Here is a 19,550-nt window from a genome sequence, read left to right on the forward strand (position 1 = left end):
CACAGATGAAGCTGCTCGCGATCGAAGCCAGCCAGAACGCCACCTACTACGTTTCGCGCTACCAGCAGATCGAGGCCCTCGGGGCCGAGGTCCACGTCCTCAACGGCATAGGCACCGAGGACTTCTGGGACGCGGACCGGTACCGCATAGCCGGCTCCAAGCAGATCGAGGACATCGTCACGGCCGCCAAGGTCTGGCACGCGGAGGAGGAGTTCGAGGGGGTCCTGACCTTCTCGGAGTCCGGGGTCGTCACGGTGGCGGTCGTCGCCGAGGCGCTCGGACTGCCGAGCATCGGCTTCGAAGCCGCCCGCACCAGCCGCAACAAGCTGCTGATGCGCCAGGCCCACGAGCGGGGCAGCGCGGCGCACCCCGGTTTCCGGTACGCCCCCGACGTCGAGGCCGCCCTGGCGGCCGGTGAGGCCCTCGGGTACCCGCTGATCCTCAAGCCCACCCTGGGCGCCGCCAGCAACTTCGTGTTCAAGGTCGACGACCCCGAGGAGATGCGGGCCCGCTTCGCGGACGCCACCTCGGGCATCGAGACCATGACCTGGGCCCTGATGGAGGCCGACGGACTGGACCTCGGCCCGAACGGGATCATCGTCGAGGGCTACCTCGACGGCCACGAGCACCTCATCGAGGCCCTGGCCTGGGACGACGAGGTCTACCTCGGCTCGATCGTGGACCGGATCACCGTCGAGAGCGGGACCTTCGACGACGACGTCCACCACGCGCCGAGCTCCCTGACCCCCGAGCAGATCGCCGCGGTCCACGAGGTGGTCCGGGACGCGGCCCACGCCCAGGGGCTGCGCCGGTCCGTCCTGCACGCCGAGGTGCGCTTCCACCAGGGCAAGCCCTTCATCCTGGAGATCGCGATCCGTCCCGGCGGCGGCGGACTCGACCACATGGCGCGGATCAGCGCCGGCCACGACCCCATCCAGTGCGTGTCGGACGTGGCGCGCGGCATCCGGCCCGACGTCTCGCACTACTCGCCGACGGACGTGCACACCGCCGCGATGTGCCTGATCAGCGGGGCGGGAACGGTCGAGTCCATCGAGGTGCCGACCGAGGTCGCCGAGGACTCCGCGCTGTTCTTCCTCAAGATCACCGCCACGGCGGGGACCGTCATCAAGCGCCCGCCGGCGGGCAACAACATCCTCGGTTTCATCGGCGCCACCGGTACCTCCCTGACGGAGGCGCTGACCACCGCGCACATCGCGGCCGGCCGCATCCGCACCGAGATGAGGCCGGAGCATGGCTGAGACCCCGCGGCGCACGGCCACCAAGCGGCACTACCTGATGTGCCGGCCGACCCACTTCGAGGTGACCTACGCGATCAACCCGTGGATGAACCCCGACAAGCCGATGGACGCCGGCCTGGCGCTGGCCCAGTGGGAGCGGATCCGGGACCTCTACCTCGGGTTCGGGCACGAGGTCTCCTACATCGACCCGGTACCGGGCCTGCCGGACATGGTGTTCTCCGCCAACGGAGCCACCGTGGTCGACGGCAAGGTGCTGGTCGCGAAGTTCCGCCACCAGGAGCGGGCGGCCGAGGCCGACGCCTACCGGGCCTGGTTCGAGGACCAGGGCCACACCGAGGTCCGCCTCCCGCAGTACGTCAACGAGGGCGAGGGCGACTTCGCCCCGGCCGGCCGGCGGATCCTGGCCGGCGCGGGATTCCGCAGCGAACCCGGCGCGCACGAGGAGCTCCGCGAGTTCTTCGGCCTTCCGGTGGTCGGCCTGACCCTGACCGACCCCCGCTTCTACCACCTGGACACCGCGCTGTTCGTCCTCGACGAGGACCTGGTGGCGTACTACCCCGCCGCCTTCTCCGAGGAGAGTCAGGAGGCGCTGCGGGAGCTGTACCCGGACGCGATCCTCGCCACCCGCCAGGACGCCGACGCCTTCGGCCTGAACGCGGTGAGCGACGGACTGAACGTGGTGGTGACGGAGACCGCGACCCACCTGATCGACGAGCTGCGCGAGCGCGGGTTCGAGCCGCACGGCGTGGACATGTCCGAACTGATGAAGGCCGGTGGCGCGGTCAAGTGCATCACTCAGGAGATACGACACCGGTGATCGACTACGACGGCAGAAGTTTCCGCAACACCGGGTACCGGTCCGACGAGGACGCCCCCGTCGGCCACTACCGGCAGGAAGGCGACCTGCTCTGGGCCGACTTCGACGGGGGCCCCGTCCGCAGGGGCTCGCTGAACGGACGCGTGGAGCCCGACGGGAACCTGGAGTTCGCCTACACGATGGTCCTCGCCGACGGCGAGGTGGTCGCCGGGCGGTGCTGGAGCACCCCCGAGTTCCTGGACGACGGACGGATCCGGCTCAACGAGCGCTGGGAGCGCTACGGAGCACATTCGGACAGCGGCGAATCCGCACTGGAGGAGGTACCGAGATGACCCCGCCCACCACCCCGCCCGCCACCCCGCTCCGCGGGGGCAGCGTGACCTGGGCCTGCACCAGCGGCTTCAGCCCGGTCTTCATCTTCCCCTTCACCCCGGGCGAGTACTACGGGGTGGCCAACCTGCACGAGTTCCAGACGCTGATGTACCGGCCTCTGTACTGGTACGGCACCGGCGGCCAGCCGACGGTCGACTACGAGCGCAGCCTCGCCGAGCCCCCGCAGTGGAGCGAGGACGGCCGGACGGCGACGATCACGGTCAAGCCCTACAAGTGGTCGAACGGCGAGACCGTCAACGCCGACAACGTGATGCTGTGGATGCACCTCCTGGAGGCCGAGAAGGACAGCTTCGGCGGGTACACGCCTGGCTTCTTCCCGGACAACCTGGCCGGCTACGAGAAGGTCGCCGAGGACAAGGTCAGCTTCACCTTCGACCGCGCCTACTCGCACAACTGGGTGCTGATGAACCAGTTCAGCACCATCACCCCGCTGCCCAGGGCCTGGGACCGCACCGGCGACGACCGGCCGGCCGACGCCACCCACGACCCGTCCCAGGCCTCCGCGGTCTACGCCTACCTGCGGGCCTGCAACGACGAACGCAAGAGCTGGGACACCAGCCCCGTCTGGAGCGTGGTCAACGGTCCCTGGAAGCTGAGCAGTTACACGATCGACGGGGTCTTTGGCGATGCCGTCCTGGTACCGAACGAGACCTACTCCGGCCCCAACAAGCCCTACCTGGACGAGTTCCGGCTGGTGCCCACCGGATCGGACACCGAGCAGTACGAGATGCTCCGCCGCGGCCCCGAGGCGCTCGACGGCGTGCAGATCGGCTTCCTGCCCTTCGACGAGGTCACCGAGCCGGCCGAGGACCCGCTGCTCGGCGGACCCAACCCGCTCGGCGAGCACTACGACCTGGTCCCCCAGCTCACTTACAAAATCCATTACTTCCCGATCAACTTCAACAACCCCACGGTCGCCGGAAAGATCTTCAAGCAGCTCTACTTCCGCCAGGCACTGCAGTCCTGCCTCGACTCCCGGGGCGCCATCCGCGACGTCTACAAGGGCTACGGCTACCCGACCACCGGGCCGATCCCGGCCCTGCCGGACAGCCCGCTGCTCTCGCCCGCCGCGCACGAGGACCCGTACCCCTTCGACGTCGAGAGGGCCCGCGCCTTCCTGACCTCGAACGGCTGGGACATCAGCTCCACCCCGGGCGTCTGCGTCCGTGAGGGCACCGGTCCCGGAGAGGCGGGCGAGGGCATCCCGGCCGGCACCCCGCTGCGGTTCTCGATGCGGTACGCCAAGGGCCACGAGACGCTGACCGAGGTCATGCGCAAGTTCGCCGCCGACGCCGCCGAGGCCGGCATCGAGATCGTGCTGAGCGAGGTCGAGGCGAGCGTCCTGGTCCTGGAGGACACCACCTGCACCCCGGGCCCCGACAGCCCCTGCCTGTGGGAGTTCAGCGACTGGAACGGCGGCTGGGGTTACGGTCCCGGCTTCTACCCGACCGGCGAGGCGCTCTACTCGTCCGGCTCCTCGGTGAACTTCGGCAGCTACAGCGACCCGAAGGCGGACGAGCTGATCGCCCGCACCGTCGTCAGCGACGACCTGGAGGACCTGTACGCCTACCAGGACTACATGGCGCAGCAGGTCCCGGTCATCTGGATGCCCAACTTCCCCTTCCGTCTCCTGGAAGTGGCCAACAACCTGAAGGGCGTGGCTCCGATCAACCCCTTCGGACTGATCAATCCCGAGGACTGGCACTACGTCGGCGAGGAGCTCTGATGTACCAGCAGTTGATCGACCTCCTCGACGGCAACATGGCCCGCTACCGGCTGATCGACCACCCGGCCGAGGGCCGGACGGACCTGGCGAGCGTCCTGCGCGGCCACGCGCTGGACCAGGCCGCCAAGTGCATCGTCGTCCGCGTGAGCATCACCAAGCGGGTCGGCAAGTACGTGCTCGCCGTGGTGCCCGGTGACCGGCAGGTCGACCTAGAGGCGGTCGGCGCGCTGTTCGGCGGCGGGCGGACGGCGTTCGCCACACCCGAGATCGCCGAGCGCCTGGCCGGCAGCGTCTGCGGCACGGTGATGCCGCTCAGCTTCCACCCCGATCTGCACCTCGTCGTCGACGAGGGCCTGATCCTCACCGAAGAGATCTATTTCAACGCGGCCCGCCTGGACCGCTCCGTGGCCCTGTCCACCCCCGACTACCTGGCCATCGCCCAGCCGCAGCTCGCGGCGATCGCGACGGCCGGGGACCGGGTCCTGACCCACTCCGCGAGGTGACGAAGATGACTGACGACGCGAACACGACCGATGACGGCGTGGTGATCCTGGTCGGCAGCGGACAGCGCGCCTACCGCGAGTACCTGCTCGCCGGCGCCTCCCGGCGCCGCCCGATCTGGATCCTGGACGCTGCGGAGCCGACCTGGCAGCAGGAGTACGTACTCGGCTCCACCACGGTGGAACTGCTCGACCGCGAGCGCCTGGTGCCCGACACGGAGGGACTGATCGAGGCCGCCGAGGCGGTGGCCGCCGAGCACCGCGTGGTGGGCGTGTTCAGCTACGACGAGACGCTCGTGGTGACCACCGCGCTCATAGCCGAGCGGCTCGGACTGCCCGGACTGACCTCCCGGGGCGCCGACAACTGCCGCAACAAGCACAACACCCGGCAGCTGCTCACCGCCGCCGGGCTGCCCCAGCCGCACTTCGCCTACGTGACCGACGCCGGCGAAGCCCTCGCCACGGCAGACTCCTTCGGCTACCCGGTCGTTCTCAAGCCCCGCGGCATGGGCGCGAGCATCGGCGTCATCCGGGTCGACGACGCGGACGGGGTCCGCGCGGCCTTCGAGGTCGCGGACACCGCCAGCCGCGGCGGGAACAGCGACTACGAGGGCGGGGTGCTGGTCGAGGAGTGCGTCATGGGCCCCGAGATCAGCATCGACGGAGTGGTCTTCGACGGCGCCTGGACCCCGCTCTTCCTCGCGCACAAGGAAGTGGGCCTGGCGCCCTACTTCGAGGAGACCGGGCACGTGGTCAGCGCCACCGACCCGCTGCTCGCCGACGAGGAACTGCTGGGCATCCTCCGGGACGCGCACCGGGAACTGGGCATCGGCTACGGGATCACGCACACGGAGGTGAAGCTCACCCCCCGCGGCCCGGTGATCATCGAGGTGAACGCCCGTCTCGGCGGCGACCTCATCCCCTACCTCGGCAGCCTCGCCACCGGCGTGCAGCCCGGGGAGCTGGCCGCGGAAGTGGCCGCCGGCGTCCGTCCCGAATGGACCCCGACCGAGTCCCGCACCGTGGGGATCCGCTTCCTGTACCCGCCGGAGAACGGCACGGTCCGTTCCGTCGACGTACCGGCCCTTCGGGACGTACCCGGGTTGCTGGAGGCGAACGTGATGGTGGCGCCCGGGGCCTCGCTGCTGCTGCCGCCCGAGGGCTATCTCAGCCGGTACGCCAACCTGATCTGCGCCGGTGAGGACTTCCCGGGCTGCGAGGAGTCCCTCGCCAAGGCGGCCGCACTGACCACGATCGTCCTCGACAGCTGACCCGTCGGCCCAACGAAAACTGAAGGGAGGTGTGTGATGTCGACGACGGTGACGGTAGTGGGCGGCGGTGTGATCGCCCTGCTCACGGCAGTCGAGTGCGTGCTCGACGGACACAAGGTCACGATCGTGGACCAGGGCCCCATCCCGCACAGCAGAGCCACCTCTTTCGACCAGCACAGGATCCTGCGGGCCCTGCACCCTGCGGACCCGCGGACCACGGCGGCCGCCCTGCGCGCGCACCGCCGCTGGGTGGAGCTGGAAGAACTGTTCCTGACGCGGTTCTACGAGCAGGTCGGCTCTCTCACCGTGCTGCCGCCCGCGGCGGCGACGGACGCGGCGGCGATGCTCGAGGACGCCGGGGGCAGCGCCACGGAACTGACGGCGGCCGGCCTGGCCGACCGCTATCCGCACCTGCACGTGGGCGGCGGCCTCGGCGCGGTACTGGAGGACCAGGCGGGCGTGCTGCTCGCCGAACGGGTGCTCGCCGCATGCGTCGGCTGGCTGAAGTGGCAGCGGGGCATCGAGCTGATCGAGCACCGGGCCGTGACCGCCGTCGACGGCGAGAGCGGCAGCGTACGGCTGGTGGACGGACGGGTGCTGCGCAGTGACGCGGTGCTCGTGGCCGTGGGCCCCTGGTCCCGCGACCTGCTGCCGCAGAGCGTCTCCGAGCGGCTGACCCTCTACCGGCAGTCCCTCCTCTACTGCAGGGTGCCGCGGCACCAGGCGCAGGCCTGGGCGGCCACACCCGCCATACCCGCCCTGGGCACGTCGGGCGGAGCCTGGCTGATCCCGCCGGTGGCGGGCACGGCCCTCAAGCTCACCTCGGCCACCGCCTGCCGTGTGGTGGACGAGCTCACCGACCACGGCACCGACCCGTACTGGCAGCGCCGGCTGGAGAAGGAGTTCGGGGACCTGCTGCCCGGCTTCGGCCCGGCCTGGGTCACCGCGGCCAAGGACGCCTACTACACGTCCTTCACGGAGACCGGCGGCCCGCTGCTGGTCGCCCTCGGCGGCGCGGGATTCGCGTACGCCGCCTGCGGTGGCACATCCTTCAAGTTCGCGCCGCTCATCGCGCGGTCGCTGGCCGACCGGCTGATCGGCAGGAGTCCGTCGCTGATCGGCCTCGGTGCGCTCGACGGGCCACCGCTGGACGTCCACACCCCGCAGCTCGCGGGCCGGTGAGCCGGCGGCCGGACGTGGAGGAGCAGGCAGTGGCAACGGTGGACGACGTACGGCGGCTCGCGCTGAGCCTGCCGAGGACCGAGGAGCACCTGATCCGGGACCGGGTGAAGTTCCGGATCGGCCAGATCGTGTACCTCGCCCTGTCCCGGGACGAGAGCGAACTGGGCTTCGCCTTCCCGAAGGAGGAGCGGGCGGCGCTCGTCGCCGCCGAGCCGGAGAAGTTCTTCCTGCCCCGGGAGTCCGATCTGCGCTTCCACTGGGTGGAGGCCCGCCTCGCGGCCCTGGGCACCGACGAGCTGACGGAGCTGGTCATCGAGGCCTGGCGGATGGTGGTGCCCGCGAAGGTCGCCCGCGCCCACCTGGATCCGCCCGCCGCGCCGCCGGCTCCGCCCGCGCCGACCCTGGACGAACTGCGCTCCTCCACCGAGGTGTTCAACGGCTTCGCGGGCGTGGACCGGAGCTGGCTGGCGCTGCGGGTGGAGACCGGCCCGGCCCTGGACCTCTCGCTCGCCGCGCACCGTACGGCCCTGCACCGCTGGCTGAACTCCTGGGGCTGCCGCATCCGGTACCCGCGCGAGGGCGAGCCCGACACGTTCGGCGCGGGACTCGCCGCATGGGCGCAGCGGCACACCCTTGCGCACGCACCGCTCGCCCGGCTCACCCCGCGGGAGATCTCCCGGTTCGCCGCGGCCTACGAGGAGCTGGCGGCGCTGCCGATCGGCCGCCGCAGCCTCGGCCCGACCGCGGCGTCCAAGGCCCTGTACGCGCTGCGGCCCGACTCGGTCATGCCGTGGGACGCGGCCATCGCGCAGCGGCTGTACGGGGTCCGGGACAGGGCCGCCTTCGCCCGCCACCTGGAGCTCGGCCGGACCTGGGCACGTGCGGCGCTGGAGGAGGCCGGCGGGACGCGGGAGGCGGCCCTGTGCGCCGAGATCGGCCGGCCCGGGGTGTCCCTCGCCAAGATCCTCGACGAGTACCTCTACGTCACGATCACCTACGCGGCGGCGGCGGACGCACGGGAGGCCGCCGACCGGGCGCGGCGGGGAGTGACACCCCCCGCGCCCTGACCGGCGGCCTCCGGCGAACGGCCGCGCCTACCTCGACTGCCTCGCGTGCACCTCGCCCCGCGCCGCCGCGGGCGCCGGGTCCTCCTCCGTCGGGTCCGGCTGCGTCAGTGCGTACGCCCGGGCCATCGGCGTCAGTCCGTACTGCCCGGGCAGGTCCGAGTGGTCGAGCAGCCCCGCGTCGAGGAGCCGTTCGAGGAGGTCCTCCACCGGTTGCGCGGACCGCTCGACCAGCATGGCCAGCGCGTCCGCGGACTCGTACACCACGTTGTCCACGGAGGGCGCGCTGTCCGAGCCGGCGAACTGGCGCAGCATCAGGCGGGCCCACGGGGTCAGCAGCCGGTAGGCGCTGTCGAGGCGGCTGCTCAGGGCGTCGTCCCCGACCTGGAGCCGGGCCAGGAAGCGGCCGGGCGCCCGCTGCGCGCCGGGCCCGTCGAGGCCGTCGCCGAGGAGCTCGGACACGGAGTCCTGGAGCATCCACTCGGGGCGGGCCGCGATGCGCCGGCCGGCCAGGTTGAGTGCCAGCGGCAGGTCCCCGCAGGCGTCGGCGAGGCGCAGGCAGGCGCGCGGCTCGCCGCCGACCCGGTCGGAGCCCAGCAGTTGCGCGAGCAGCTCCATCGACTCGTCGCGGTCCAGTGCGGGGAGCCGGATCCGGCCAATTCCGTCGAGGCCCAGGAGCCTCGACCGACTGGTGACGATGATGCGGCTCTCGGGCGCCGCGATCAGAAGTTCCCGAATCTGACGCTCGTGCTGGACGCCGTCCAGCACCACGAGCAGCCGCCGCCGGTTGAGCAGCGACCGGTACAGGCCAATTCTCTGACCGGGATCGTTCGGGATCCGGTCGGCGGGGATACCGAGCGCCTCCAGGAAACCGCCCGCGATTCCGGCGGCGTCCTTGCGCCCGTCCGCGGCCGGGTCCAGGTTCGCGTAGAGCTGCCCGTCGGGCAGGTTCACGGCCAGCTCATGGGCGAGCCGCAGGGCGAAGGACGTCTTGCCGACGCCGACCTGACCGCTGATCACCAGGGGCACGGCGGCGCGCTGTTCGCCGTACGAGGGGGCGGTCAGCGCCCGGGCCCGCTGGAGCAGCTCACGCCGCCCGACCAGGGGGCGAGCCTCCATCGGCAGCTGTGCGGGCGGCGGCAGCACGGCGCGCACGTCGGCGGCGCGCAGCTCGTTCTCCTGGTGCTGCTGCACCGCTTTCACGGCCGGGCGGGCCGATCCGTCGTCGCCCTCGGCACGCGCCGCCTCGTGCCAGCGGCGCTCCCAGCTGGCACGGTCACCACCGCAGGCCTCGGCGAAGGCGAGGGTTACCTGAAGCGTCGGGAGGCGGTATCCGGCGGCCGCGTCGGAGAGCACCGACGCGGAGAACATGGCACGTGTGGCCATGTCACGGTATCCCGGACTGCCCGCCGCGGTCCGCAGCCGGCGCAACTCCCGGGCGAACGCGGTGACTGGTCCGGCATCGGGGGCCAGTGGTCTCTCCAGTCTTCCCACACTCTGCTCCTTTGGCACTCGCTCCGTGTGCGGCCTGCTCCGGGCCGCCCATGAACTGTCCGTGTCGCCCTTCCTGATCTGCTACCGGATGCTTACCGCCTGCTAGGGGTAGCCCCTATGATCCGGTTGACATGGCCTGGCCAGGGGTCGTGTTCATTGGGGGTGGATGTCCGATGCCGGGGGCGGATACGGAATCCGGGGAGAGACGAAGCGGGGTATCTGTGGGGGGCAGGCTGCGCTTCAACGTTCTCGGATCTCTTGAAGGCTGGACCGACGAGGTACGGCTGCGACTGGGGGGAGCGATTCAGGAACGGGTCCTGTGCATGTTGCTGCTCGAAGCCGGCCGGGTGGTGCCCGTGGCCCGGCTGGTCGAGGCGACCTGGGAGAAGGATCCGCCGGTGACGGCGGCGCACCAGGTCCGCAAGGCCGTCGCCGACCTGCGGCGGCGCATACCCACCGGCACCGAGGTGATCGCCACCGACGGGCCGGGATACCGCGTGGTGGTGGCGGACGACCAGGTCGACCTCCTGGAGTTCGACGCCCTAACCAAGGCGGCGGCGCAGGCCCTGCGCGAGGGCGGGAGGTCCGCGGCCGCCGATGCGCTGCGGGCCGCCCTCGCGCTGTGGCGGGGCTCGGTCCTGTCCGGGTCGGGCGGACCGGTGATCGAGGCCGCGGCGACCGCGCTGGAGGAACGCCGACTGGCTGCCGCGGAGCAGCTGTTCGACCTGTGCCTCGCCCTGGGCGAGAGCGGTGAACTCATCTCGGGACTGCGGGCCCTGATCACCCAGCACCCGCTGCGGGAGACGCTGCGCGGCCAGCTGATGCTCGCCCTGTACCGCTCCGGGCGGCAGGCCGAGGCGCTCAAGGAGTTCGGGGAGGTCCGCGAGCTGCTCGTCGAGGAGCTCGGGATCGACCCCGGCCCGCGCCTGGCCAAGCTGTACGAGGCGATCCTGCGGGACAGCCCCGAGCTGGCCGCGCCCGAACGGCCGGCGCCGGAGCCGGTGGCCCCCGTGGCGCCGGTGCCCGAGCCGGTCGTGCCCGTGGCGCCCTCCGTGGCGCCGGTGCCCGAGGGCGTGGACGCGGAGGCACCGGCACCCGTGGGACCGGTCCGGGAGGAGCCGGGGACGCGGGCCGCGCCGGCCGACGCCCCGTGCACCCTGCCGTACGACCTGCCCGACTTCACCGGCCGCGCCAAGGAGTTGGCCGAGCTCTTCGACTACGTGCAGGACGAGGGCCGGGGCAGCGACCGGTACGCCCGGATCGTGGCCATCGACGGCATGGGCGGCATGGGCAAGACCACCCTGGCCGTACGCGCCGCGCACCACCTGGCCGCCCGGTATCCCGACGGGCAGCTCCACATCGACCTGCACGGTTTCACCCCGGGCCGGCTGCCGGTGACGGCCGCCGCGGCGCTCGACAGCCTGCTGCGGACCCTCGGTACCCCGGGTGACCGGATCCCCGAGGACCTGGAGGGGCGCACGGCCCTGTGGCGGTCGAAGCTGGACGGGCAGCGGATGCTGCTGCTGTTCGACAACGCGGTGGACGCGGCCCAGATCAGGCACCTGCTGCCGGCCTCGCCCGGCTGTCTGGCCCTGATCACCAGCCGGGGGCGGCTGCTGGACCTCGACGGCGTCGAGTGGGTGTCCATCGGGATGATGGAGCCCGAGGACAGCACCAGCCTGATGGCGGAGACCCTCGGCGCGACCCGGGTGGCCGCCGAGCCGGCGGCCTCCGCCGAACTGGCCGAGCTGTGCGGCCACCTGCCGCTGGCGCTGCGGATCGCGACCGCGCGGCTGCGCAACAGACCGCGCTGGACGGTGCGTTACCTGGTCGAGCGGCTGCGCGACGAGAAACGCCGGATGGACGAGCTGAGTTCGGGCGAACGCAGTGTCGCGGCGACCCTTCGGCTGTCGTACCTGGCGATGGACGAGGAGTACCGCACGGCGTTCCGCATCCTCAGCCTGTACCCGTGCGCCGGTACCGACGTCCACTCGGCGGCCGCGCTGCTCGGTACGGCCGTCCGCGACGCCGAGGACGCCCTGGAGTTCCTGCTCGACGTCCACCTGGTCCAGCAGCCCGACATCGGCCTCTACACCTTCCACGACCTGGTGCGCAGTTTCGCCCAGAGCCTGCGGGGTCCGGCGACGGCGGACGACGACGCGGCGGCGGTCGAGCGGCTGCTCGGCTACTACCTGACGACCTCGGACGCGGCCTGCGAGGTGCTGTTCCCCAGCCGTGAGCGCCGCCCCACCGGAATTCCGCCCTACCAGGGCGAGCGGCCGTACTTCAGGGACACCGAGCAGGCCGTGAGCTGGTTCGACCGGGAGCAGGCCGGACTGCTCGCGGCCGTCTCCCTCGCCGAGCGGTCCGGCCACGACCGGTACGCGGCCTGCCTGAGCCGCAACGTCGGCTTCCACCTGCACGCGCACGGACAGCTCGACGAGTTCTGGAGCGTCGGGCACCTCGCGGTCGCCGCCGCCCGCCGGCTCGACGATCCCGCGCTCCTCGGCATCAGCCTGGCCAATCTGGGCGCGGCCTGCTGGAAGCTGGGCCGTTTCGAGGAAGGGCTGGAGGTGGCCACGGAGGCGCGCGACACGGCGATCCGCGCGGGGGACCGGCACACCGAGGCGAACAGCGAATCGACGCTCGGGCTGCTGATGTCGATGCTCGGGAGGTACGAGGAGGCCCTCCCCCTGGTGGAGCGGTCCGTCTCCATGGCCCAGGAGCTGGGCAACCCGCGCGCGGAGTCGGAGAGCCTGACCATCCTCAGCACGCTGTACGAGCGGTGGGGCTGCTTCCCGGAGGCGGCGGCGGCCGCCCGCCGGGCGATCGAGATCGACCGCGACCTCGGCTACCGCAGCAACGAGATCGTGGCCCTGACCGATCTGGCCTTCGCCCAGGTGGCCCTCGGTGAGTACACGGACGCGGACGCCAGCCTGGAGCGCGCCCGCGACCTGTGCGACGAGACCAGGTCTCCGGGCGACGTCGCGCTGGTGCTCGCGCTGTCCGCCCAGGTCGCGCACGAGCGGGGCGACGGCCCGCAGGCGCGCGCGTTCGCGGAGCGCTCCCTGGTCCTCGGCCGCACCAGCGGCGCCGCGATCCGGCTCGCCAAGGTCGAGAACGTCCTCGGGCGACTCCACATGCTGTGGGGAGAGCACGAGGAGGCGCACGCCCTGCACGCCCACGCCCACAAGGTCGCGGCGCCGATGAGCTTCCGCGCGGAGGAGGTGTCCGCGCTGGTGGGCCTCACCCATGCGGCCGAGGCGCTCGGCGATCTCGCCACGGCGGCCGGATACCGCACGGCCGCGGAGGAGTTATTCGAGTCGATGGGCCTGACGGAGCACCGCTCCACGGCCCTGGCGGAGCAGCGCCCGGTGCACTGACCCCGCACACGGATGTGCCCCGCACCGGAATCCGGTGCGGGGCACATCCGTGTCGTGCGCGGCGAGCCGCCGGTCTAGCGGGGGGACGTGACCGGGGACGGGGCCGGGGAGGGGGCGCCCGGTCCCTTGTCCTCCGCGAGCACCTGGTAGCCGGAGGGCTGACCGGCGTCCACCGGGCTGCTGACGGTCACACCGACCCCGATCGCCAGAGCCGCCGCGATGATCCCGATCAGTCCAGCCAGCTTGCTGCGCATGTGTGGAACCCCCTGGTGTGTACCCGGTGCGGCTCCCGTGTGGTGCGGTGGCCGCTCTCGACAAGACAGAGAGTGGCCGAGTCCCTTACCGGTCCGTTCCCCTCTCGATACCGCTCGCGGCCACGGTGCGGGAACGGCCGTGACCGCGCTGTTCCCGGTCGGGTTCGATGGCTGCCGCGATACGTGATCCCCGCGCGCTGACCAGCACGTCTGTCCGCGTGGTGCCCGATTCGTACCCGGCCAGGTCCAGCAGGGCCCGTACCGTCGCCCGGATCCCGGCCTGCTCCGCGTCGTGGAGGGGCGCCACCGTTCCCTCGGGAGCGATGTCGGCGACCAGGTGCATTCCGTCGACGGTCAGCGTCTCCACCCGGAACTTGGCTCCCGTCAGGAGCTCTTCGACGAGATAGGGGGCCGAGTGCCGGGCGGTCAACGCCTGTTCGGCCCACCGGGCGAGCCCGGGCCGGTCGTGCACCACAACGGTCCACCAGCACCCGGACTTGTCGGCCGACTTCATGACCACGGGCAGCGGGAAGTCCTCCGCCAGTGAGCACGCCTCGGTGACGGTCCGAGCCTCCTCGGCGCGTACGGCCGAGGTCCGGCTCTGGTTCAGGATGCGCCGGATCGCCACCGCGTCCGGCAGTCGGCCCGCCGGCTTCCCGCGGCTCGCGGAGAGTTCCCGCAGCACCTCCTCGGCTGCGGCCGCGACCCCGCTGCCGAGATCCCGTTCGAGATCGCTCGTGAGGTAGAGGATCTGCCCGATCCCGTGCGTGAGGACCGTGTCCGTCAACAGGGCGCGCAGCGCGGCCGGGTCATCGAAGTCCACGCGCAGGAGGCGCTGCGGGGGCACCTCCGCGAGCAGCTGGGCGTCCGCCGGCCGGGGGCCGGGATCCGACACCACCCAGACGTCGAGACCCGCAACGGTCGCGGCGCGTACGAGCCCGGGTCCGGGCCTGACCAGCACTACCCGTTCCGCGGCCTGGCTGATGATCACAGAATTCTCCTCCATCGTGTCTCACGAGGGTGGTGGCGGGCCTTCCCGGACCGTTCCCGTCGCCTTCCCCGCCCGGCGGGGGTGCAGCCTCGCGTCCCCCGGACGGTCCCGTCGCGGGGCCGTGGGGCGCCCGGTGCAGGACAGTGGAAGGAGGTACCGATACCAGGGGGCACCATCCCGCCGGAGGCGTACAGACATGGGACTCTTCGACTTCCTGAAATACGACAAGAAGAAGGCGCACGGCGCCGCCGAGAAGACGAAGGAGCAGGTCCAGCAGCAGACCGGGGAGACGAGGACGCCTTCCGCGAGTTCGGCGGCCGACGCCGCTTCGGCCACCCGGGCCGCCGCCGAGCGCATGGCGGCCGCCGCGCCGCCCAGGCCCGCCCCCGCGACCCCGACCCCCACCTCCGCCGCGCACAAGGCCGTGCCCGCCCTCCCCAAACTCACCCCGATGCCGAAGCCCGCGGCCTCCTCCTCCGCCGCGCCGGGCGCGATGCACACCCCCACGCCCCACTCGGCCGCGCACAAGGCCGTACCGGCGGCCCCGATGTCCAGGCCGGGGGCCGCCGCCGCGAAGCGCACGTACACCGTCCGGCCCGGCGACTCGCTCGCCGCGATCGCCCGTCGCGAGCTGGGCAACGAGGCCCGCTGGCGTGAGCTCTACGCCCTGAACGAGGGCGTCGTCGGCTCCAACCCCGACCTCGTCCGCCCGGGCACGGTCCTCACCCTCCCCGGCTGACATCCGGCCGACGGCGCGGAAGGGGCCCGGATCCTGGTGCAGGATCCGGGCCCCTTCCGCGTGCGTCCGATCAGAGCTGCTTGTCGTCCGAGCCCGGCTCGGCCTCGCGCTCCTTCTCCGCCAGCTCGTCGTCGAAAGTCGCCGGCGCCGCGTCGCGCCCCGACAACTCGGTGGCCGTCGGCGGTTCGACGAGCCAATCCGGATTCGACTGCTGGTCCCACCACTTCCACGCCGCGAAGGCGGCGCACGCCACCACGCCGACCAGGGCGACACCGCGCAGGATCCGGCCGTTGCGCTCGCGCCGCTGATGACGGCGCACCAGCTTCTGCACCTCCTTGGCCGTCACCTGGCCGCGCAGCGCCGCGAAGGCCGCCGTCGAACGGGACGCGGCCTCCTCGGCCACCGGGGTGGCGGCCGCGATCGCGCTCTCGATCCGTGGCTGTGTGTACTCGGCGGCCTGCCGGGCCGCCCTGCGCGCCTGCGTCGCCGCCCGGTCGACGGGGGGCGGGACATGGGCCCGCGCCGCCTTGAGACGGGGATGCAGATGGCAGTCGTAGGTCGTACGGGCGTGCTGCGCCGCGCTGGTTGCCGCGTAGGACACCTTGGGTGCCAGCCGCTCGTTGGCTTCCTGGGCGTAGTGCACCGCGGCATCCCTGGCGGATTCCGCGTACGGCGCCACCACTTCCGTCGCGTGCCGCACACTGTCCCTGGCACTCTCGGCTGCCAGGCGCATGCTCTCCTTGCCGGTCACGGGATCCTCCTCCTCGGTGGCGGACACAGTTCACCTTTCCACCCTTTGTCGGATCATGCCTGCCATACCGCGGACAGGCATGTGTGACAGGGCATACGGGTGGAGGATTTCAGTGCCGCGGAGCGCTCCGTGCGACCATCTGGACCGACAGTGATGACTATGGAAGGCAGATCCGTGGCCGAGAAGCTCTACGCCACCCTGAAGACGACCCACGGCGACATCGAGATCGAGCTGCTGGAGAACTTCGCTCCGAAGACCGTCCGGAACTTCGTCGAGCTCGCCACGGGCGCCCGCGAGTGGACCCGCCCGACCGACGGTCAGAAGACCACGGACCCGCTGTACGACGGCACCGTCTTCCACCGAGTCATCAGCGGCTTCATGATCCAGGGCGGCGACCCGCTCGGCAACGGCACCGGCGGCCCCGGCTACCGGTTCGCCGACGAGTTCCACCCCGACCTGGCCTTCACCAAGCCCTACCTGCTCGCCATGGCCAACGCGGGCCCGGGCACCAACGGCTCGCAGTTCTTCATCACCGTCGCGCCCACCGCCTGGCTGACGCGCAAGCACACCATCTTCGGCGAGGTCACCGGCCCGGCCAGCCGCAAGGTCGTGGACGCCATCGCCGGCAGCGCCACCAACCCGCGCACCGAGCGCCCGCTGGACGACGTGACCATCCAGTCCGTGGTCGTCGAGAAGCGCTGACGCGCCGGTCCGCGGACCTGCTCCCGGGAACCTTTCCGCCCCGCTCGTCCGTACTGGATACATACCGGACCGGCGGGGCTGCCCTCTGCCTCGCCGCTGATCGAGGGAACCGATGGACACCGACCGTCTGCCGGGCTGCTACCGCCACCCGGACCGCGACACGGGGATCAGCTGCACCCGGTGCGAGCGCCCCATCTGCCCCGAGTGCATGATCAGCGCCTCGGTCGGCTTCCAGTGCCCCGAATGCGTCCGTGAGGGCTCCGGCACCGGGCACCGGCCGACCGCCAGCGCGCCGCGCACCGTCGCCGGCGGACGGGTCGCCGCCGACCCCCACCTGATCACCAAGATCCTCATCGGGACCAACGTCCTGGTGTTCCTCGTGGCACTCTCCGACCCGGTGCTCGCCGTCCAGCTGGAGCTGATCGCCCGGTACCGGGAGTACCTCGGCGGCCCGGTCCACGGGGTTTCCACAGGCGAGTACTACCGGCTGTTCAGCTCGGTGTTCCTGCACACCGAGTGGTGGCACATCATCGGCAACATGATCGCCCTGTGGGTCATCGGCGGCCCGCTGGAGGCGGCGCTGGGCCGGGTCCGCTACCTCGCGGTCTTCCTGCTCTCGGGCCTGGGCGGCAGCGCGCTCGTCTATCTGCTGACCGAGCCGAACGTTCCGACCCTCGGCGCGTCGGGCGCCGTCTTCGGCCTGCTCGGCGCCACCGTCGTCCTGGCGAAGCGGCTGCGCTACGAGATGCGGCCCGTGATCGTCATGGTCGTGCTGATGCTGGTGCTGACCTTCGTACCGTTCGGCGGTGCGCTCACCGTGTCCTGGCAGGCCCATGTGGGCGGCCTGGTCACCGGGGCGCTGGTGGGCCTGGGCATGCTCATGCCCGCCGCCGGCAGGAATCGCGCACTCGTCCAGTGGGGCACCTGCGGTGTCGCGTTCCTGCTGGCCGCGGCGGTGATCCTGGCCCGCACCGCGGAACTCACCTGATCACACCGGCGTCAACTCTCCACAGAGTTATCCACAGATCTTCTGTCTTTTCCTCAGGTGTGGATGACGCTGTGGATAACTCATGGGGAGAGCTTCCATCAGGGGCTGTGGGGTGCTACTTCCACTGCGTGGATACGCCGAATCCAGCGGCAATGAAGCCGAAACCGACCACGATGTTCCAATTGCCCAGTGCCTCGATCGGCAGCTGGGTCTCGGTCACGTAGAAAACGACGATCCACGCGAGTCCGATCAGGAAGAACGCCAGCATGACCGGGGCGACCCAGCTGCGATTCGTGAGCCGGATGCTCTGCGGCTGCCGCGTCGGCGGCGGCGTGTAGTCGTCCTTCTTGCGGATACGTGACTTCGGCACGAGGGGCTCTCCTGTCGATGCGCTGGGGACCTTGCCTGCCCCGGGCGTCCGTTAGCGTAGTGGACCTGTGGCGTTGAAGGAGAAGGGTACGTTGAGCAATTCCGACGACTCCTCCGCGGGTCCCCGCCGCCGGGCCAGACCGGTCCGGCTGCTGACTGCCGCCGTCTTCGCCCTGGCCGGGCTGCTCTTCGTCACCAGTTTCAACACCTCCAAGGGTACGAACATCCGGACGGACGCCTCACTCCTGAAACTGTCGGACCTCATCAAGGAGCGCAGCCAGGACAACGCGGCGCTCGAACAGAGCACCGCGGCGGTACGCGGCCGGGTGGACGCCCTCGCCGAGCGTGACGACGGCAGCACCAAGGCGGAGGACGCCAAGCTGTCCGCCCTGCGCGCCGCCTCCGGCACCGAGGAGCTGACCGGCAAGGGCCTGAGCGTCACCCTCAACGACGCCCCGCCGAACGCCACCGCCCGCATCCCCAACGTGCCCGAGCCGCAGCCCAACGACCTGGTGATCCACCAGCAGGACCTGCAGGCCGTGGTCAACGCCCTCTGGCAGGGTGGCGCCCAGGGCATCCAGGTCATGGACCAGCGGCTCATCTCCACCAGCGCGGTGCGCTGCGTGGGCAACACCCTGATCCTCCAGGGCCGGGTCTACTCGCCGCCGTACAAGATCTCGGCGGTCGGCGACCCGGGCACGATGAAGAAGGCCCTCGCCGCCTCTCCGGCGCTGCAGAACTACCAGCTGTACGTGAACGCGTACGGGCTCGGCTGGAAAGTGGACGAGCACAAGGCGCTGACACTTCCCGGCTACTCCGGCACAGTGGACCTCCACTATGCGAAGCCGGTGGCGCCCACCCCGTGAGCGGGTCCGTCCTGACGTCGTACTGCGCCTGGTGGTACGGACGTTCAGCGAGGTGTGCCTGACGGCGGGCACGCTGATCGTGCTCTTCGTCGCGTACGTCCTGCTGTGGACCGGGGTCAAGGCCGACCGGGCCATGGACGGGGAGCGGGACCGGATGCGCGACCGCTGGGCGGCGGCCCCGGCGGCGGCCGCGCCGCAGCCGACCGGATCACCCGGGCCGGCGCAGCCCCCTGCGTCCCCCGCGTCCCCGGCGCCTCCGGCCGAGCCGGAGCGCTACCCCGCCGGCCGGTCCTTCGCCGAGATGTACGTCCCGCGCTTCGGCCCGGACTGGGTCAAGCCCGTCCTGGAGGGCACCGACCCCGAACTGCTGAAGCGGGGCCTCGGCCACTACGCCGCCACCGCCCGCCTCGGAGCCGTCGGGAACTTCTCGGTGGCCGGCCACCGGCGCACCTACGGCGATCCCTTCAAGGACTTCCCGGACCTGCGCCGCGGGGACGAGGTGATCCTCAAGGACGCGGGCACCTGGTACACGTACACGGTCCGGGGCGGACCCCTGCGCACGCTGCCCACCGACGTCGGGGTGGTCGACCCGGTCCCGGAGAAATCGCCGTTCCGGGCGCCCGGCCGCTATCTGACGCTGACGACCTGCGACCCGGAATGGGGCCACAGCCACCGGCTGGTCGTCTGGGCGGAGCTGACCGGGACGCGCACCGCGGCCCAGGGGCGGCCGGAGGGTTTGTCCGGGTGACCCACCCTTTCGGGCCGCTGCCTTTAGTCTGTTCGCGTACCGCCCCCGCGGTG

Annotated in this window: 19 protein-coding genes; 14 read left to right on the top strand and 5 right to left on the bottom strand. The window is 71.5% G+C overall.

Features of this window, described 5'->3' with window-relative positions; genetic code table 11:
* Positions 1–5: 5 nt before the first annotated feature.
* The 8 genes from ACGFZK_RS16015 to ACGFZK_RS16050 are packed head-to-tail and all read left to right on the top strand — an operon-like array spanning position 6 to position 8,215.
* Positions 6–1,259, top strand: a complete 1,254-nt coding sequence (locus ACGFZK_RS16015) for an ATP-grasp domain-containing protein (protein WP_393849474.1) — start codon at positions 6–8, stop codon at positions 1,257–1,259.
* Positions 1,252–2,076: a dimethylargininase gene (ddaH, locus tag ACGFZK_RS16020; RefSeq protein ID WP_393849475.1), complete on the top strand. Its 825-nt coding sequence runs from the start codon at positions 1,252–1,254 to the stop codon at positions 2,074–2,076. Before ACGFZK_RS16015 ends, ddaH begins: the two co-directional genes overlap by 8 nt.
* Positions 2,073–2,408: a hypothetical protein gene (locus ACGFZK_RS16025; protein WP_393849476.1), complete on the top strand. Its 336-nt coding sequence runs from the start codon at positions 2,073–2,075 to the stop codon at positions 2,406–2,408. Before ddaH ends, ACGFZK_RS16025 begins: the two co-directional genes overlap by 4 nt.
* The gene (locus ACGFZK_RS16030) at positions 2,405–4,195 is read left to right on the top strand and encodes an ABC transporter substrate-binding protein (protein ID WP_393849477.1); all 1,791 of its coding nucleotides are present in this window, start codon (positions 2,405–2,407) and stop codon (positions 4,193–4,195) included. Before ACGFZK_RS16025 ends, ACGFZK_RS16030 begins: the two co-directional genes overlap by 4 nt.
* On the top strand, positions 4,195–4,698 hold the full coding sequence (locus tag ACGFZK_RS16035) for a YbaK/EbsC family protein (RefSeq protein WP_393849478.1): 504 nt from the start codon (positions 4,195–4,197) through the stop codon (positions 4,696–4,698). Before ACGFZK_RS16030 ends, ACGFZK_RS16035 begins: the two co-directional genes overlap by 1 nt.
* A 5-nt stretch (positions 4,699–4,703) precedes the next feature.
* Entirely contained in the window at positions 4,704–5,966 is a 1,263-nt protein-coding gene (locus tag ACGFZK_RS16040; RefSeq protein ID WP_393849479.1) for an ATP-grasp domain-containing protein, read from the top strand.
* Between the two features lie 36 nt (positions 5,967–6,002).
* A complete protein-coding gene (locus ACGFZK_RS16045) occupies positions 6,003–7,148 on the top strand; it encodes an NAD(P)/FAD-dependent oxidoreductase (protein WP_393849480.1) in 1,146 nt (381 codons plus the stop codon).
* A 29-nt stretch (positions 7,149–7,177) separates the two neighbouring features.
* Positions 7,178–8,215 carry an MmcQ/YjbR family DNA-binding protein gene (locus tag ACGFZK_RS16050; protein ID WP_393849481.1) on the top strand — a complete coding sequence of 346 codons (1,038 nt, stop codon included), beginning with the start codon at positions 7,178–7,180 and terminating at the stop codon, positions 8,213–8,215.
* 27 nt (positions 8,216–8,242) lie between these two features.
* On the opposite strand, the gene ACGFZK_RS16055 is transcribed toward ACGFZK_RS16050, so the two are convergent.
* Positions 8,243–9,598 (bottom strand): NB-ARC domain-containing protein, encoded by a 1,356-nt coding sequence (locus ACGFZK_RS16055; RefSeq protein WP_393849482.1) that lies wholly within the window; start codon positions 9,596–9,598, stop codon positions 8,243–8,245.
* A gap of 281 nt (positions 9,599–9,879) precedes the next feature.
* Between ACGFZK_RS16055 and ACGFZK_RS16060 the strand changes: the two genes are divergently transcribed.
* Positions 9,880–13,089: a BTAD domain-containing putative transcriptional regulator gene (locus ACGFZK_RS16060; RefSeq protein ID WP_393849483.1), complete on the top strand. Its 3,210-nt coding sequence runs from the start codon at positions 9,880–9,882 to the stop codon at positions 13,087–13,089.
* Between the two features lie 74 nt (positions 13,090–13,163).
* On the opposite strand, the gene ACGFZK_RS16065 is transcribed toward ACGFZK_RS16060, so the two are convergent.
* A complete protein-coding gene (locus ACGFZK_RS16065; protein WP_393849484.1) occupies positions 13,164–13,343 on the bottom strand; it encodes a hypothetical protein in 180 nt (59 codons plus the stop codon).
* An 85-nt stretch (positions 13,344–13,428) separates the two neighbouring features.
* Positions 13,429–14,334 (bottom strand): hypothetical protein, encoded by a 906-nt coding sequence (locus ACGFZK_RS16070; RefSeq protein ID WP_393849485.1) that lies wholly within the window; start codon positions 14,332–14,334, stop codon positions 13,429–13,431.
* Positions 14,335–14,530: 196 nt separating this feature from the next.
* Between ACGFZK_RS16070 and ACGFZK_RS16075 the strand changes: the two genes are divergently transcribed.
* Positions 14,531–15,073 (top strand): LysM peptidoglycan-binding domain-containing protein, encoded by a 543-nt coding sequence (locus tag ACGFZK_RS16075; RefSeq protein ID WP_393849486.1) that lies wholly within the window; start codon positions 14,531–14,533, stop codon positions 15,071–15,073.
* Positions 15,074–15,143: 70 nt separating this feature from the next.
* Here the strand turns inward: ACGFZK_RS16075 and ACGFZK_RS16080 are convergent, their stop codons facing one another.
* Positions 15,144–15,851: a DUF5324 family protein gene (locus tag ACGFZK_RS16080; RefSeq protein WP_393849487.1), complete on the bottom strand. Its 708-nt coding sequence runs from the start codon at positions 15,849–15,851 to the stop codon at positions 15,144–15,146.
* A 147-nt stretch (positions 15,852–15,998) separates the two neighbouring features.
* Here ACGFZK_RS16080 and ACGFZK_RS16085 point away from each other — a divergent pair, with 147 nt between their 5' ends.
* Entirely contained in the window at positions 15,999–16,526 is a 528-nt protein-coding gene (locus ACGFZK_RS16085; protein WP_393849612.1) for a peptidylprolyl isomerase, read from the top strand.
* Between the two features lie 112 nt (positions 16,527–16,638).
* The gene (locus ACGFZK_RS16090) at positions 16,639–17,514 is read left to right on the top strand and encodes a rhomboid family intramembrane serine protease (RefSeq protein WP_393849488.1); all 876 of its coding nucleotides are present in this window, start codon (positions 16,639–16,641) and stop codon (positions 17,512–17,514) included.
* 115 nt (positions 17,515–17,629) lie between these two features.
* On the opposite strand, the gene crgA is transcribed toward ACGFZK_RS16090, so the two are convergent.
* On the bottom strand, positions 17,630–17,884 hold the full coding sequence (crgA, locus tag ACGFZK_RS16095; RefSeq protein WP_030383881.1) for a cell division protein CrgA: 255 nt from the start codon (positions 17,882–17,884) through the stop codon (positions 17,630–17,632).
* A gap of 91 nt (positions 17,885–17,975) precedes the next feature.
* Here crgA and ACGFZK_RS16100 point away from each other — a divergent pair, with 91 nt between their 5' ends.
* Together ACGFZK_RS16100 and ACGFZK_RS16105 are read left to right on the top strand one after the other, a co-directional pair.
* Positions 17,976–18,749, top strand: a complete 774-nt coding sequence (locus ACGFZK_RS16100; protein ID WP_393849489.1) for a DUF881 domain-containing protein — start codon at positions 17,976–17,978, stop codon at positions 18,747–18,749.
* Positions 18,721–19,497 carry a class E sortase gene (locus ACGFZK_RS16105; protein WP_393849490.1) on the top strand — a complete coding sequence of 259 codons (777 nt, stop codon included), beginning with the start codon at positions 18,721–18,723 and terminating at the stop codon, positions 19,495–19,497. The genes ACGFZK_RS16100 and ACGFZK_RS16105 overlap by 29 nt, the downstream gene beginning before the upstream one ends.
* The last annotated feature ends 53 nt before the right edge of the window (positions 19,498–19,550 follow it).

It is taken from the genome of Streptomyces sp. NPDC048257 (genome assembly GCF_043201855.1).
Lineage (GTDB): Bacteria > Actinomycetota > Actinomycetes > Streptomycetales > Streptomycetaceae > Streptomyces.

Bases quoted from the DNA above. Each gene is read 5' to 3' on its own strand.
- ACGFZK_RS16015 (WP_393849474.1), top strand. From the start codon at position 6: ATGAAGCTGCTCGCGATCGAAGCCAGCCAGAACGCCACCTACTACGTT.
- ddaH (WP_393849475.1), top strand. From the start codon at position 1,252: ATGGCTGAGACCCCGCGGCGCACGGCCACCAAGCGGCACTACCTGATG.
- ACGFZK_RS16030 (WP_393849477.1), top strand. From the start codon at position 2,405: ATGACCCCGCCCACCACCCCGCCCGCCACCCCGCTCCGCGGGGGCAGC.
- ACGFZK_RS16035 (WP_393849478.1), top strand. From the start codon at position 4,195: ATGTACCAGCAGTTGATCGACCTCCTCGACGGCAACATGGCCCGCTAC.
- ACGFZK_RS16040 (WP_393849479.1), top strand. From the start codon at position 4,704: ATGACTGACGACGCGAACACGACCGATGACGGCGTGGTGATCCTGGTC.
- ACGFZK_RS16045 (WP_393849480.1), top strand. From the start codon at position 6,003: ATGTCGACGACGGTGACGGTAGTGGGCGGCGGTGTGATCGCCCTGCTC.
- ACGFZK_RS16055 (WP_393849482.1), bottom strand. From the start codon at position 9,598: ATGGCCACACGTGCCATGTTCTCCGCGTCGGTGCTCTCCGACGCGGCC.
- ACGFZK_RS16060 (WP_393849483.1), top strand. From the start codon at position 9,880: ATGCCGGGGGCGGATACGGAATCCGGGGAGAGACGAAGCGGGGTATCT.
- ACGFZK_RS16065 (WP_393849484.1), bottom strand. From the start codon at position 13,343: ATGCGCAGCAAGCTGGCTGGACTGATCGGGATCATCGCGGCGGCTCTG.
- ACGFZK_RS16075 (WP_393849486.1), top strand. From the start codon at position 14,531: ATGGGACTCTTCGACTTCCTGAAATACGACAAGAAGAAGGCGCACGGC.
- ACGFZK_RS16090 (WP_393849488.1), top strand. From the start codon at position 16,639: ATGGACACCGACCGTCTGCCGGGCTGCTACCGCCACCCGGACCGCGAC.
- ACGFZK_RS16105 (WP_393849490.1), top strand. From the start codon at position 18,721: ATGCGAAGCCGGTGGCGCCCACCCCGTGAGCGGGTCCGTCCTGACGTC.